Genomic DNA, 14,064 nt, shown 5'->3' with positions numbered 1-14,064 from the left:
CCAAGGGCAGCGGTGTGGCACCCAAGAGCCTGTCTTGAAATTGCATGTGGGCCACCAGGTGCATGGCGACAGTCTTGCAGCGTTCTTGAGATCGAGCGCCGCCCGCGCGGCGCTTCGCGGGTAAACCCGCTCCCACAGTTTGTTTCGGGCCAGTCTCTCCTGGGCCTTTACCTGGTCCGCCTTGTTGGTACGACGCGGTTTCAGTGTGGGCGTTGCCGCCGCCCCACATGACTCAAGGCATGCACCAAGGCAGGCGCCGGTACTTTCACAGGAGTAATTGGCCCGAAACAAACTGTGGGAGCGGGTTTACCCGCGAAGCGCCGCGCGGGCGGCGCTCGATCTCAAGGAGGGTGTCAGAAATTTTGTGTTCGGGCATACCATGAGTAAGAGGTGCATGCATGCCAACCAAAAAGAAACCGCTTCGAGAGTTACCGAAGGTCCCGAAAGAGCTGCTTGAACAGTTTTCCGCAATCCCACTGATGACCGCAGAGGCTATCGAAGAGGCCTCTGCCGCCTTCAAGAAAGCGCTGATCGAGCGGGCCCTGAACGCCGAACTTGGCCATCACCTGGGCTATCCTCCGGGCGCGCAGCGCCCAGAGGATGAGACCAACCAGCGCAATGGCACGAGTGGCAAGACAGTGCTGACAGGCGATGGCCCGCTACGGCTGGATATCCCTCGGGACCGTGACGGCAGCTTCTCGCCCATTCTGATCCCCAAGCATGAGCGCCGTTACACCGGATTCGATGACAAAATCATCGCCATGTACGCCCGTGGAATGACGGTCAGAGAGATCCGGGCCTTCCTGTCCGAGCAGTATGGAACCGACGTTTCACCCGATTTCATCAGCTCTGTGACAGACGAGGTCATGGAAGAGATTGGCGCGTGGCAACAGCGGCCACTGGAGCCGATGTACCCGGTCATTTTCTTCGATGCACTGCGGGTGAAGATCCGCGAAGAAGGCCTGGTTCGCAACAAGGCCATTTACTTGGCCCTGGGCGTTCTCCCCGACGGTACGCGCGATATCCTGGGCATCTGGATCGAGAACACCGAGGGTGCGAAGTTTTGGATGAAGGTCTTTAACGATCTCAAGACGCGCGGTGTTGAAGATGTGCTGATTGCCGTGACCGATGGCCTCAAAGGTATGCCAGAGGCTCTCAGTGCCGTGTTTCCAGAGACGACGTTGCAAACGTGCATCGTGCACCTGATCCGCAACAGCCTCGACTACGCGGCCTGGGACAAGCGGCGGGCTCTGGCCAAGGAGCTGAAGCCGATTTACCAAGCCATCAATGCCGAAGCGGCTGAGCAAGCACTCGATGAGTTTGAGAACGGGCCGTGGGGCGAGAAATATCCGACGGTGGTGGCTGCTTGGCGACGGGCTTGGGATCGCGTGATTCCATTCTTTGTTTTCCCGCCCGCCATCCGAAAGGTGATCTATACCACCAACGCCATCGAGAGCATCAATGCCCAGCTACGCAAGGTCATCAAGACTCGCGGACATTTCCCGAATGATGATGCAGCGACCAAACTGATTTGGCTGGGATTGCGCAACATCACAGCCAATTGGGGAAAACCGGCCCATGACTGGAAAAGCGCGATGAATCAATTTGCGATTCTGTATGGAGATCGGTTCATCAGGCCAACCTGGTGAGAATCAGGGCCTGCCTAGCGGCAGGCCATTACCGGCCCGCACACAAAAAATCTGACAGTCCCGTTGCCCGCCGCCCCACATGACTCAAGGCATGCACCAAGGCAGGCGCCGGTACTTTCACAGGAGTAATTGGCCCGAAACAAACTGTGGGAGCGGGTTTACCCGCGAAGCGCCGCGCGGGCGGCGCTCGATCTCAAGGGCGCTGCAAATCTGTCGCCTGGCACCTTGCCGCCCACATGCAATCTGCAGCCAGGCCCTTGCCAGCCCCAGACTAACAATCAGATTTCACACCTTCCCTGTAGTCCATTTCCCAAAGATAATGCCCGCGCACTTTTTCCGTTGCGGTGGCAATTTCCGCCTACTAGTCTCGCCGGGTCGCTGCACATCAGCGACATGGCTTTGACAGGCCGCTACGGGGTGATCGCATGGCTAGTCCTTCAACGGCGGCTGTGCGTAGGGCACGCTCGCGTGCGCCGGTTACTGATCAACTCCGCCGGTCTGTCAACCTACGTACAGCTGTCACCACCTGTTTGACAGCAGGTTGGTGGTAGCCCGACCCAAGGAGTAGATCAATGCTTAAAATTGTCCCCGACCCACCCCATCCCCACGCCTTCCTCGAAGACACCCTGGTCCAGATCAGCGAACACCTGCACTGCGCCCTGGCCATCCGTCCTGCTCTGCACCAAGTCCCCCGGCTCGATGCTGATGCTGGCCGCCGTGCACGAGATGGAAACGCTGTGCTCGCTGCTGGAATCGGCACTGGCGCAGGTGCAACGGGCGGCGATGCCGCAGCCCTTGCATTGAGGCCGAGCCCGTTCGCCAGCGAACGGGCCGCCACACCCAACGCAATGACTTCGAGGATTACGGCATGACCACGGACAACCCAACACCTCCCACCACTGCCGGCAAGACCCGCTTCTGCCAGGGGCAAGACAGTCCCCAGCCGCTGTTTCGCATCGAACCGGGCATACCCTGCAATCACGCCCGCGAACAGGCTTCTGAACTGCTGGACTGCGTGCGCCACCTGACCCTGCTCGGGGTCATGGAGGAAGACCCGCGCATGGTCTGGGCGGCGTATTACCTGAGCGCCATGGCCAAGGCGTTGCTCGATGACGCCGAGTTGGGTTTGGTGCATTGATTCGGTAACAGGGGCCGCTGATCGGCCCATCGCCGGCAAGCCGGCTCCCACCCCGACCGCACCAAACTCAAGCCATGCGCTGCTCTTGTGGGAGCCGGCTTGCCGGCGATGAAAGCGAGGCGGGTTTAAACCCCGCCTCGGCGCACATGTTTGACCAACACCTTCTCCAGCAACTCCCACATCGCCGGGTCGGTGCTGAACGCCACATTGAAGCGCATCCAGCCGGTGGCCTTGGCATCGACCATGAACAGCTGCCCAGGGCCGAGCATGATGCCTTTCTCCAGGGCATCATCCAGCAGCGCCGCGCTGTCCGGAATCGCCGGATGGCGGGTCCAGATATACATCCCTTCATCCGACTCGATGAACAGCTCGAACCCCAGCCGATGCAGGTGCCGGCCCACCTCCTGGTGGGCCTCGGCCAGGCGTTGGCGCAGGCGCTTGAGGTGCTTGCGCCAGCGGCCGTCGATGATCGCGGCGTACACCACGCGTTCCATCACCTGCGAGGTGGTCAGCCCCGAACGCATCTTCAAATGCAGCAACTGCTGCATCAGTTCGGGGTTGGCCAGCAGGTAGCCGACGCGCACGTTGGGCGAGATGCTCTTCGAATAACTACCGACGTACACCACCTGCTGCAGGTGGTCGAGGCTGGCCAGGCAGGGCAGCGGGTCGGTGATCATGTCGGCGTACAGGTTGTTTTCCACCAGCCGGAAACCGTGGCGGCTGGCCAGTTGCAGCAGGCGGTGCAGCTGGGCCAGCGGGGTGCGCGAGCAGGTCGGGCTGTGCAGGTGCGGCTGGGTGAAGAAGGCGGTGGGCTGGTGGTGCGCCAACAGCCGCTCCAGATGGTCGAGGTCGTAGCCGGCCGGGGTGCGGGGCACGCCCACCAGCGTTGCGCCCTGGGTGCGCAGGATGCTCATCAGGTTGGGGTAGCCGGGGTCGTCCACCAGCACCACATCGCCGGGGCGCACCAGGGTGCGCACGGCCAGGTCCAGGGCCTGGCTGGCGCCGTGGGTGAGCATCAGTTGCGCCGGGTTGGCGACGATCGACAGTTCCTGCTGCAGGTTCTGCGCGGTCAGGGCGCGCAGCTCCGGCAGGCCCATCGGGTCGCCGTAACCGGATAGTTCCAGCGGGCTGCCGGCCACTTGGCGCATGCCGCGGCGCAGGCCTTCCTCGTACATCCAGTCATTGGGCAGCCAGCCGCAGCCGGGCTTGAAGGGCAGTTGGCGGGTCTCGAAGATCTGCTGCAGGTACCACTCGGAATTGAACGTCGGGCGGGTGCTGTCCGTTTCGATGTTGGCTTTATCCACCAGCTCGTTCGCCGCACGATTGACGAAGAAGCCCGCATTGCCCTTGCTCACCAGCAGGCCCTGGGCCACCAGGCGGTCGTAGGCCTCGACCACGGTGAAGGTACTCACCGAGTAGGTGGCGGCAAAGGCACGGATGGACGGCACCTTCGCCCCCGGCTTGAGCGCCTGGCTGTCGATCAGCGCGCGCAGCCCGTCGATGATCTGATTGACCAGCGGGGTGGAGGAGTCCGGGTGTAGCTGGAGCATTCGGGGTGCCTTCGGGGGTGCGTAACGCCAAGCGCCGGCCGGGAATTCGGGGTGTATTGCATCGGCGGCCTGTACAGTGCAGTACAGATTTCGCACCGCTGTGCATGGCTCAAAGTGTTCGACATTTTTACATTACGTGTCAGAAATCGCCAACACAGCACGAACCAGCGTCATGAATAATCATAAATTCGCTGCTTTACCGTCGGGGTTCGCCTCGCACCTTCTTTCTGCCCGGCCGGCCGCCTTTGGTTCGGACCCAGCATGGTTCAGTTCGTTCAGAGGGCAACCTCTGGCCGCGTAAGCAGGCCGCCACGGATGGCCTGCGTGTGCTCGTGCACACCTCCCTGCCCGCATTTGCACTGATGTACAGGTGAGACCGATAACCATCGGGGTTTCACAGTTTTTCCTTGGATAAAAAGAAGCACGGGGTAAATAACTGATGGACGCAACATCCACATCCACCACCGCGAACGACGGGCACGAGAGCAAGCTCAGTGCCTCGCTCAAGTCGCGCCACCTGACGATGATGTCCATCGCCGGGGTGATCGGCGGCGCACTGTTCGTCGGTTCCGGCAGTGTCATCCACAGCGCCGGCCCGGCAGCCGTCCTGGCCTACCTGGCTGGCGGCATCCTGGTGGTGCTGATCATGCGCATGCTCGGCGAAATGGCGACTTCCTCGCCTGACACCGGCTCGTTCTCCACCTACGCCGACCGCGCCATCGGCCGCTGGGCCGGCTTCACCATCGGCTGGCTGTACTGGTGGTACTGGGTGATCCTGATGGCCTGGGAAGCCTACGTGGCGGGCAAGATCCTGCACGGCTTCTTCCCCGACGTGAGCGTCAACGTGTTCGTGCTGGCCACGACCTTGCTGCTGATCACCGTCAACTTCTTCAACGTCAAGCACTACGGCGAGTTCGAGTTCTGGTTCGCGCTGATCAAGGTGGTGGCGATCGTCTGCTTCCTGGTGGTGTGCACCGCGGCGGTGATGAACGTCTGGCAGTTCGGTGAAGTGCGCGGCATCAGCCACCTGACCGCCGAAGGCTTCATGCCCAACGGCATCACCACGGTGATCGGTGCGTTGCTGGGGGTGATGTTCGCCTTCCTGGGCGCCGAGATCGTCACCATCGCCGCCTCCGAAGCGAAGGATCCGGCCACCCAGATCGTCAAGGCCACCAACTCGGTGGTGTGGCGCGTGTGCCTGTTCTACGTTGGCTCGATCTTCCTGATCGTCTGCCTGGTACCGTGGAACGATCCGCAGCTTGGCGTCTCCGGCTATGGCGCTTACCGCCGTACCCTGGAGCTGCTGGGTGTGCCGTACGCTGAACTGCTGATGAACTTCGTGGTGCTGACCTCGGTGAGCAGCTGCCTGATCTCCGGCCACTACACCGCTTCGCGCATGTTGTTCTCCCTGGCCCAGCGTGGCGACGCGCCGCGTCTGTTCAAGTTCACCCGCACCGGCACCGGCGTACCGGTGAACGCGATCATCGGTTCGTGCCTGGTGGCAGTGTTCTGCGCACTGATCAACTTCAGCGACACCCTGCGCCCGAAAGACGTGCTGGAAACCCTGATGAACACCACCGGCATGATCGCCTTGCTGGTGTACCTGGTGATCGCCTTCTCGCAGCTGCGCATGCGCCGCAAGCTGATTGCCGAAGGCAAGGAAGTGCGCCTGAAGATGTGGCTGTTCCCTTGGCTGACCTACCTGGTCATCGCCTTCATCATTGCCGCCCTGGTGACCATGGCCTTCATGCCTGACTACCAGATCCTGGTGATCTCCACCGGCATCGCTGCCGCCGTGGTGGTGGCCATGGGCGTGGTGCACCAGATCCGTAGCGCCAAGCGCGCGTAAGCGCCGAGCGTTGCACAAGACGGCCGGGCCCTTTGCGGGGCCCGGCCGTTTTCGTTCAGTGCACCGGGCCTGCCTGGTCGAAGCGCAGCGCCTGGTTGGGGCCAAGGCGCACATGCTGCCCGCCGCTGTCGAGCTCGGCGCTGCCGGCTTGCAGTTCGACGTCGGATTGCCCGCCCTTGCGCACCAGCGCCAATTGCCCGTCCCGGGTGGCCAGGGTGCCGTGTTCGGTGGCCAGCAGGAAGGGCCGCGGGTCGTCATCGGCCACCTCGACGTAGAGCCCGCCTTGCAGCAGCGTCAGGCGCCGTTGCTGGGTGTCGTATTCCACGTCCACCGCGCTGTCGGGCTGCAGCACCAGCAGGCTGCCGTCCTCCAGATGACGGGTCAGTTGCTGGCTGGCGGTGGTGCGCAGGTCGGCCAGGTCGAAGCCTTGGCTCATCCATGGCGAGCCAAGCAGGGCGGAGGCGGCGACCAGTGCGAGCAAGATCAGGGATAGGGCGGTTTTCATCGATGTGCGCATGCAGGGACAGACTTGCAGCATAGTCACTCGGTTCCGTCGCTCCACTGGGCGAATGGCTTATGCTGCACACATCCGCCACGCAAGGAGCCACACAATGGCCTGGTCCGCCACCCAGTACTCGCTGTTCGAAGCCGAACGTACCCGCGCCGTGCGCGACTTGCTCGCTGCCGTGCCGCCACGCCCGGTACGCCATGCCACCGACCTGGGCTGCGGCCCGGGCAACTCCACCGAAGTGCTGTTGCAGCGCCACCCCGATGCGCAGGTGACCGCGCTGGACAGCGACCCCGACATGGTCGAGAAGGCCAGACAGCGGCCGCGCCTGAGCATCCCGCGGGTGCGCTGCGAGATAGCCGATATCGGCGGCTGGGCGGCCCCAGAACCCCAGGACCTGATCCTCGCCAACGCCTCGCTGCAGTGGGTGCCCGACCACGCCAGCCTGTACCCGCACCTGGTTCGCCAGCTCAGCGAGGGTGGCAGCCTGGCGGTGCAGACTCCGGACAATCTCGACGAACCCGCGCACCGGCAGTTGCGCGACATTGCCAGCCAGGGGCCATGGGCCGACAAGTTCGCCGACTTCAGCTTGCCGCCACGGCACAGCGCGGCGTTTTATTACGACCTGCTCAGCCCGCTGTGCGCGCGGGTGGATGTGTGGCGCACCACCTATCATCACCCGCTGCCCGGTGGCGCCGAGGCGGTGGTGGAGTGGTTCAAGGGCTCGGCGCTACGGCCTTATCTGGCGCGGTTGGACGAAGGGGAGCAGGCGGATTTCCTGCAGCTGTACCTGCAGGCGATGCAGCGCGATTACCCGCCGGCCACTGACGGCAAGGTGCTGCTGCCGTTCCCGCGGTTATTCGTGGTGGCGACGCGTTAGGCGCCAGAGCACGTAGCCGTATACGCCGAGGTTGAGCAGCAACACGACGGCGCCTAGCCAGAGCTGGATCTGTGGGGTGAGCCCGGCGGGGTAGATCAGGGGCCAGATGTAATGTTCGACGAAACCGCCCTGGTAGCCGGCGCTGCCGGCGCCGGCGCGCAGGCGGTTTTCCCAGTCGGTCAGTGGGCACTCCAGGTGCAGGCCTTCCACGGCCAGGCCCCAGGCGAGGGCGGGGAGGTGGAGGAGCAGGGCTTTGCGGCGCCAGAGCACCAGCAGGCCGCCGAGCAGGACCAGGAGGATGAAGGTCAAATGGAGCAGGACCAGGGTGTCGGCGGCCAGGCGGTAGAACATGGGGTGGGCTCGGGGGGGAGGGGGCTTAGCATAAATCAGATGTGTGTCTGGGAGGGTGCTGTTTTTAAGATGGGTGCGGTTTAAGTTTCTTAGTTTCTTAGTTTCTTAGTTTCTTGGTTTCTTGGTTTCTTGGTTTTTGGCTGGATATTCTGTTGTGTTGGTTTTGATAGTTGTATGTGCATTCATTTGTGATGTCGACGCTTAGTCACCTTTCCGCCCTTACGGCGGGTTACTTTTTTTCTTGGAAAAAAGTAACCAAAAACCGCTCGCTCCATTCATACGGCCCTCCGCTGCGCTCCGGGTCCCTTCGCTCCGGCGTCTTCCGGGCCCGCGCGGCCTCCGACTTGCTGCGCAAGTCTACATCTCGCGCCTTCGGCTAACGCCGAAGGGTGCTGCGCACCAAGGGCCCTCCCAGACCGCCTACGCTACTCCTGCAAGACGCGAAGTTAGGGGCGGCGCCTGGGCTGGCGTTAGCTGGCCGCTAGTTGGATTGGGGTGGGAACTCAGGATTGCAATCGCTGGCAAGCCAGCTCCCACAGGTTAGTGCGAATTTTCAGACTTGCGCTGTACCTGTGGGAGCCGGCTTGCCGGCGATAGGGCCCGAACAAACAACACATAAACAACAGTCAAACCTAGATAACCGCATTACTGCTCTTGATCTGCTCTTGATCTGCTCTTGATCTGCTCTTGATCTGCTCTTGATCTGCTCTTGATCTGCTCTTGATCTGTTTTTGCTTTTGCCTCTAAGCGCGCAATAGTCCAGGCAACACAAATTGCGACTTCAGGAGGCCGAGTGGAGGTGACTGGAGGGCCCTGGTGCGCAGCACCCTTCGGCGTAAGCCGAAGGCGCGAGATGTAGACTTGCGCAGCAAGTCGTAGGCCGCGCGGGCCCGGAAGGCACCGGAGCGAGGGGACCCCGGAGCGCAGCGCAGGGGCCGTATGATGGGAGCAGGCGGCTTTGCCTACTTTGGCCGCGGCCGGCGAGGTAAGACCAAAGTAGGCCGCCGTAAGGGCGGAAAGGTGACTAAAAGTCGCTATCGCCGCTGAATGAGCATACATCTATCAAAACCAACACTTTGAAAGCCGAACCCGAAACCCTCAAGCCGCCAACCGCCCCCCCGCAATCGCCTCCGAAGCCGCCAGCATCGCCCGCAACAACACCGCACACCCCGCCGCCAAATCCCCAGGCGTAGCATTCTCGATCTCGTTATGGCTGATCCCCCCCTCACACGGCACGAAGATCATCCCCGCCGGCCCCAGCTCCGCCAGGAAAATCGCGTCATGCCCGGCACCACTGACAATATCCATGTGCGCCAACCCCAGCCCCGCCGCCGAATGACGCACGGCATCAACACAGACAGGGTCGAAATACAGGGCCGGGAAGTCGGCAGTCGGCGTCAGCTCATAGCTCAGCCCATGCTTCGCCGTGGTCGCCTCGATCACCCCGCGTACCTCGGCGATCATCGCGTCCAGCTGCTCGCCCTCCAGGTGACGGAAGTCCAGGGTCATGCGCACTTCACCAGGGATCACGTTACGCGACCCCGGGTAGGCCTGCAGGCAGCCGACCGTGCCACAGGCATGGGGCTGGTGGGCGAGGGCGGTGCGGTTGACCGCCTCGACCACCGCGACGGCGCCGACCAGGGCGTCCTTGCGCAGGTGCATCGGGGTGGGGCCGGCATGAGCCTCGACGCCGCGCAAGGTCAGGTCGAACCACTTCTGCCCGAGCGCGCCGAGCACCACGCCGATGGTCTTGGCCTGGTCCTCGAGGATCGGCCCCTGCTCGATATGCGCTTCGAAGTAAGCACCCACCGGGTGCCCGAGCACCGCACGCGGGCCGGCATAGCCGATGGCGTTCAGCGCCTCGCCGACGCTGACGCCCTGGGCATCGCGCTTGGCCAGGGTTTCTTCCAGGGTGAACTTACCGGCGAACACCCCCGAGCCCATCATGCACGGGGCGAAGCGCGAGCCTTCCTCGTTGGTCCACACCACCACCTCCAGCGGCGCTTCGGTTTCCACGCCCAGGTCGTTGAGGGTGCGGATCACTTCCAGCCCAGCCATCACCCCGAAGCAGCCGTCGAACTTGCCGCCGGTGGGTTGGGTGTCGATATGGCTGCCGGTCATCACCGGTGGCAGTTTGGGGTTGCGCCCCGGGCGGCGGGCGAAGATATTGCCGACCCCGTCGACCGTCACCGTGCAGCCGGCGGCTTCGCACCATTGCACGAACAGGTCGCGGGCCTGGCGGTCGAGGTCGGTCAGCGCCAGGCGGCACACACCGCCTTTCTGGGTGGCGCCGAGACACGCGAGGTCCATCAGCGATTGCCACAGGCGTGCGCTGTCGATGTGGTGCTTGCTTGATTGCAGGACTTCCTTGGCGAGGGTAGTCATGGGTGTCTCCTCAGGCTTTTTTGTCGGGCTGTTGCGGTCCCATCGCAGGGAGCGGTGCGTTCAGGGCAACGGCTTGGCCAGCCGCGCCGGCCCGCGCACCGCCACGCCGCCCAGGGCGTAGTAGAGCCCGCCACCCAGCAACGAACCGGTGAACCAGCCGTAGTCGTAGAACCAGCTGAAACTGCTGTTGCCGATGGCCATCACGGTCAGCGCCACCGGCACGCCGAAGGCAGCGAAACCGGCCCAGTTCCACGCCGGGTACACGTCGTCGCGGTACAGTCCGGCCAGGTCCAGCTGTTGGCGCCGCACCAGGAAGTAATCCACCACCATGATCCCGGCGATCGGCCCGAGCAGGCTGGAGTAGCCCAGCAGCCAGTTGGAATACACGCTCTCAAGGCTCAGGTCGGAGACGATCCAGCCGAGCTTCTTGAGCAGCTCGTGGCCCATCAGCGCCAGGCCGATGAAGCCGGTCAGCCAGACCGCGCGGCTGCGCCCGATCAGGCGTGGGGCGATGTTCTGGAAGTCGTTGGTGGGCGAGACGATGTTGGCCGCCGTGTTGGTCGACAGCGTGGCGATGATGATCAGCGCCATGGCCAGCGCCACCCAACCCGGGCTCTGGATATGGCCGATCAGGCTGACCGGGTCGGACACCGTCTGGCCCACCAGCGAGGCCGAGGCCGCGGTCATGATCACCCCCAGGGAGGCGAACAGGAACATGGTCAGCGGCAGGCCGAAAATCTGCCCGAGGATCTGGTCCTTCTGGCTTTTCGCGTAGCGGCTGAAGTCGGGGATGTTCAGCGACAGGGTGGCCCAGAAGCCGACCATGGCGGTGAGCCCGGCGCAAAAATAGCTGACCACGCTGGCACCTTCCGGGCGCTTGGGCGGTTGTGCCAGCAACTCGGTCATGGACATGTGCGGCATCGCCCAGAACAGCAGGCCGATACCCACCGCCACCAGTAGCGGCGCCGACAAGGTCTCCAACCACTTGATCGACTCGGCGCCACGCAACACCACCCACAGGTTCAGCGCCCAGAACAGCATGAAGCCGATCACTTCGCCGGTGCCGCCCAGCGCCTTCCACTCGGGGAACAGCGAGCCGAGGAACAGGTGGATGGCCAGCCCGCCGAACATCGTCTGGATACCGAACCAGCCACAGGCCACCACGGCGCGGATCAGGCAGGGCACGTTGGAGCCGAAGATACCGAACGACGAGCGCAGCAGCACCGGGAAGGGGATGCCGTACTTGGTGCCGGGGAAGGCGTTGAGGGTGAGCGGGATCAGCACGATCAGGTTGGCCAGCAGGATCGCCAGCAGCGCCTCGCCCACGCTCAGGCCGAAGTAGGCGGTGAGCACGCCGCCGAGGGTGTAGGTGGGCACGCAGATGGACATGCCCACCCACAGCGCGGTGATGTGCCACTTGTTCCAGGTGCGTTGGTGCACTTTGGTGGGGGCGATGTCGTGGTTGTAACGGGGGCTGTCGAGCACGTCGCTGCCGGCGTCGAGCTCGAACAGGCCATGCTGCTCGACCACTTGTGATCTGCTTTGTTGCATGGGGCCTTCTCCAGGGGTTTTTTCTTGTTGTTTGCTCATCGGGCTAATGCGATGGCCGGAGTACACACACCACCAGTACTGCACCTGCGGTCCGGCCATGGCGGTTGTGGCCGGGGTTACAACAACCGTGCCGGGTTGGCCTTGGCCATTCCCGGTGGTCGCTGCTGACCGCAGGTAACTTACTGACTTGCAAAAGCATTCCTGATTGCGCCTGGCGCGTGCGAATAACGTTGACGCCGACACCGGCCAACACACCGTGATTCAAAGCGGTGCGGCCCGGCGTATCCGCTGCGCTGCCTGCGCCTGGCCAGCCGTTTTTAAACAGCTGAATTTGCGTAGAAAATCTTGACCAAATTTGCATCCTGTCAAGTGCGTCAAAATGGTGAAGGGCTGTTCCGTTTTGGTGATTCGTGCAATTAATTCATATAAATCAATAAGATAAAATTTTGAGTATTTGCATATATTTTTTCTTGATGAATGTCAGAACCGCAACTAGCCTCGATTCTTGTCAGGCCTGACAGGATTGACCGAAACCCGCAGGCACTGGCCCATGAAAATTCCAAGAGCCGGCCACAAAGACCGGTCAGCCTGCGAGGAAGACGGCATGTCCCTGTTGATCCGTGGCGCCACCGTGGTTACCCATGAAGAAAGCTATCGCGCCGATGTGTTGTGTGCCGACGGCGTGATCCGCGCCATCGGTGAAAACCTCGAAGCACCCACCGATTGCCAGGTGCTCGACGGCAGCGGCCAGTACCTGATGCCCGGCGGCATCGACCCGCACACCCATATGCAATTGCCATTCATGGGCACCGTGGCCAGCGAGGATTTTTTCAGCGGCACCGCCGCGGGCCTGGCCGGCGGCACCACCTCGATCATCGATTTCGTCATCCCCAACCCGCAGCAGTCGCTGCTCGAAGCCTTCCACACCTGGCGTGGCTGGGCGCAGAAGAGTGCGTCCGACTACGGCTTCCACGTCGCCATCACCTGGTGGAGCGAGCAGGTCGCCGAAGAAATGGGTGAGCTGGTGAGCCAGCATGGGGTCAACAGCTTCAAGCATTTCATGGCCTACAAGAACGCGATCATGGCCGCCGACGACACCTTGGTGGCCAGCTTCGAGCGCTGCCTGCAACTGGGCGCGGTGCCCACCGTGCATGCCGAAAACGGCGAGCTGGTCTATCACCTGCAGCGCAAGCTGCTGGCGCAAGGGCTGACCGGGCCCGAGGCGCACCCGCTGTCGCGCCCCTCGCAGGTTGAAGGGGAGGCCGCCAGCCGCGCCATCCGCATTGCCGAAACCCTCGGCACGCCGCTGTACCTGGTGCACGTGTCCAGCCGCGAGGCGCTCGACGAGATCACCTATGCCCGGGCCAAGGGCCAGCCGGTGTACGGCGAGGTACTGCCTGGCCACCTGCTGCTGGACGACAGCGTTTACCGCGACCCGGACTGGGCCACCGCCGCCGGCTACGTGATGAGCCCGCCGTTCCGCCCGCGCGAGCACCAGGACGCACTGTGGGGGGGCCTGCAGTCGGGCAACCTGCACACCACCGCCACGGACCACTGCTGCTTCTGTGCCGAGCAGAAGGCCATGGGCCGCGACGACTTCAGTCGCATCCCCAATGGCACGGCAGGCATCGAGGACCGTATGGCGGTGCTGTGGGACGCCGGGGTCAACAGCGGGCGCCTGTCGATGCACGAGTTCGTTGCGCTGACCTCTACCAACACCGCGAAGATCTTCAACCTGTTCCCGCGCAAGGGCGCCATCCGCGTCGGCGCCGACGCCGACCTGGTGCTGTGGGACCCACAGGGCACACGTACCATCAGCGCCCAGACCCACCACCAGCGCGTCGACTTCAACATCTTCGAAGGCCGCACCGTGCGCGGCATCCCCAGCCACACCATCAGCCAGGGCAATGTGCTGTGGGCCGACGGCGACCTGCGCGCCGAGCCGGGGGCAGGGCGCTATGTGGAACGCCCGGCGTACCCGTCGGTGTACGAGGTGCTGGAGCGCCGGGCCGAGCGGCAGAAGCCAACGCCGGTTCAGCGCTGAAGTAGTTGGGGCTGCTGCGCAGCCCTATCGCCGGCAAGCCGGCTCCCACAGACGTACCGCAGACCCTGTGGGAGCCGGCTTGCCGGCGATAGGGGCGCAAGGCAACCCCCGCAACCCAGATACCCCTGTTGACTGCCATCCCCAAAACGGAAGCGGTAC

The 14,064-nt window shown here is 63.2% G+C and carries 10 protein-coding genes and 1 pseudogene; 6 read left to right on the top strand and 5 right to left on the bottom strand.

The window, feature by feature from the left end; translation table 11 throughout:
• Positions 1 to 398: 398 nt before the first annotated feature.
• From EJA05_RS16815 to EJA05_RS16805, 3 genes and pseudogenes are all read left to right on the top strand, one after another.
• The gene (locus tag EJA05_RS16815) at positions 399 to 1,649 is read left to right on the top strand and encodes an IS256 family transposase (protein ID WP_125857465.1); all 1,251 of its coding nucleotides are present in this window, start codon (positions 399 to 401) and stop codon (positions 1,647 to 1,649) included.
• Positions 1,650 to 2,221: 572 nt separating this feature from the next.
• Positions 2,222 to 2,453 (top strand): annotated as a pseudogene (locus tag EJA05_RS16810) (hypothetical protein).
• Between the two features lie 64 nt (positions 2,454 to 2,517).
• A complete protein-coding gene (locus tag EJA05_RS16805) occupies positions 2,518 to 2,787 on the top strand; it encodes a DUF3077 domain-containing protein (protein ID WP_125859107.1) in 270 nt (89 codons plus the stop codon).
• Positions 2,788 to 2,912: 125 nt separating this feature from the next.
• Here EJA05_RS16805 and EJA05_RS16800 read toward each other — a convergent pair whose 3' ends face one another.
• Positions 2,913 to 4,337: an aminotransferase-like domain-containing protein gene (locus EJA05_RS16800; protein WP_110996152.1), complete on the bottom strand. Its 1,425-nt coding sequence runs from the start codon at positions 4,335 to 4,337 to the stop codon at positions 2,913 to 2,915.
• Between the two features lie 439 nt (positions 4,338 to 4,776).
• Between EJA05_RS16800 and EJA05_RS16795 the strand changes: the two genes are divergently transcribed.
• Positions 4,777 to 6,186 carry an amino acid permease gene (locus EJA05_RS16795; RefSeq protein WP_125464526.1) on the top strand — a complete coding sequence of 470 codons (1,410 nt, stop codon included), beginning with the start codon at positions 4,777 to 4,779 and terminating at the stop codon, positions 6,184 to 6,186.
• Positions 6,187 to 6,241: 55 nt separating this feature from the next.
• Here EJA05_RS16795 and EJA05_RS16790 read toward each other — a convergent pair whose 3' ends face one another.
• Entirely contained in the window at positions 6,242 to 6,691 is a 450-nt protein-coding gene (locus EJA05_RS16790; protein ID WP_190305996.1) for a FecR domain-containing protein, read from the bottom strand.
• Positions 6,692 to 6,797: 106 nt separating this feature from the next.
• On the opposite strand from EJA05_RS16790, the gene tam reads away from it, so the two are divergent.
• A complete protein-coding gene (gene tam / locus EJA05_RS16785) occupies positions 6,798 to 7,574 on the top strand; it encodes a trans-aconitate 2-methyltransferase (RefSeq protein WP_125859105.1) in 777 nt (258 codons plus the stop codon).
• Here tam and EJA05_RS16780 read toward each other — a convergent pair.
• From EJA05_RS16780 to EJA05_RS16770, 3 genes are all read right to left on the bottom strand, one after another.
• Entirely contained in the window at positions 7,551 to 7,925 is a 375-nt protein-coding gene (locus tag EJA05_RS16780) for a DUF2784 domain-containing protein (RefSeq protein ID WP_125859104.1), read from the bottom strand. The genes tam and EJA05_RS16780 overlap by 24 nt on opposite strands.
• Before the next feature lie 1,098 nt (positions 7,926 to 9,023).
• Complete coding sequence (locus tag EJA05_RS16775) at positions 9,024 to 10,310, bottom strand: Zn-dependent hydrolase (RefSeq protein WP_125859103.1); 1,287 nt, start codon at positions 10,308 to 10,310, stop codon at positions 9,024 to 9,026.
• Positions 10,311 to 10,370: 60 nt separating this feature from the next.
• Positions 10,371 to 11,861: an NCS1 family nucleobase:cation symporter-1 gene (locus tag EJA05_RS16770; RefSeq protein WP_125859102.1), complete on the bottom strand. Its 1,491-nt coding sequence runs from the start codon at positions 11,859 to 11,861 to the stop codon at positions 10,371 to 10,373.
• Between the two features lie 604 nt (positions 11,862 to 12,465).
• Between EJA05_RS16770 and hydA the strand changes: the two genes are divergently transcribed.
• A complete protein-coding gene (gene hydA / locus EJA05_RS16765) occupies positions 12,466 to 13,905 on the top strand; it encodes a dihydropyrimidinase (protein WP_125859101.1) in 1,440 nt (479 codons plus the stop codon).
• Positions 13,906 to 14,064 lie beyond the last annotated feature (159 nt).

This window comes from Pseudomonas oryziphila (assembly GCF_003940825.1).
GTDB classification, from domain to species: domain Bacteria; phylum Pseudomonadota; class Gammaproteobacteria; order Pseudomonadales; family Pseudomonadaceae; genus Aquipseudomonas; species Aquipseudomonas sichuanensis.
Note: the sequence above shows the minus strand (reverse complement) of the source record. Positions and strands in the feature narration are given on the sequence as shown.

Bases quoted from the DNA above. Each gene is read 5' to 3' on its own strand.
- EJA05_RS16815 (WP_125857465.1), top strand. From the start codon at position 399: ATGCCAACCAAAAAGAAACCGCTTCGAGAGTTACCGAAGGTCCCGAAA.
- EJA05_RS16805 (WP_125859107.1), top strand. From the start codon at position 2,518: ATGACCACGGACAACCCAACACCTCCCACCACTGCCGGCAAGACCCGC.
- EJA05_RS16800 (WP_110996152.1), bottom strand. From the start codon at position 4,337: ATGCTCCAGCTACACCCGGACTCCTCCACCCCGCTGGTCAATCAGATC.
- EJA05_RS16795 (WP_125464526.1), top strand. From the start codon at position 4,777: ATGGACGCAACATCCACATCCACCACCGCGAACGACGGGCACGAGAGC.
- EJA05_RS16790 (WP_190305996.1), bottom strand. From the start codon at position 6,691: ATGAAAACCGCCCTATCCCTGATCTTGCTCGCACTGGTCGCCGCCTCC.
- tam (WP_125859105.1), top strand. From the start codon at position 6,798: ATGGCCTGGTCCGCCACCCAGTACTCGCTGTTCGAAGCCGAACGTACC.
- EJA05_RS16780 (WP_125859104.1), bottom strand. From the start codon at position 7,925: ATGTTCTACCGCCTGGCCGCCGACACCCTGGTCCTGCTCCATTTGACC.
- EJA05_RS16775 (WP_125859103.1), bottom strand. From the start codon at position 10,310: ATGACTACCCTCGCCAAGGAAGTCCTGCAATCAAGCAAGCACCACATC.
- EJA05_RS16770 (WP_125859102.1), bottom strand. From the start codon at position 11,861: ATGCAACAAAGCAGATCACAAGTGGTCGAGCAGCATGGCCTGTTCGAG.
- hydA (WP_125859101.1), top strand. From the start codon at position 12,466: ATGTCCCTGTTGATCCGTGGCGCCACCGTGGTTACCCATGAAGAAAGC.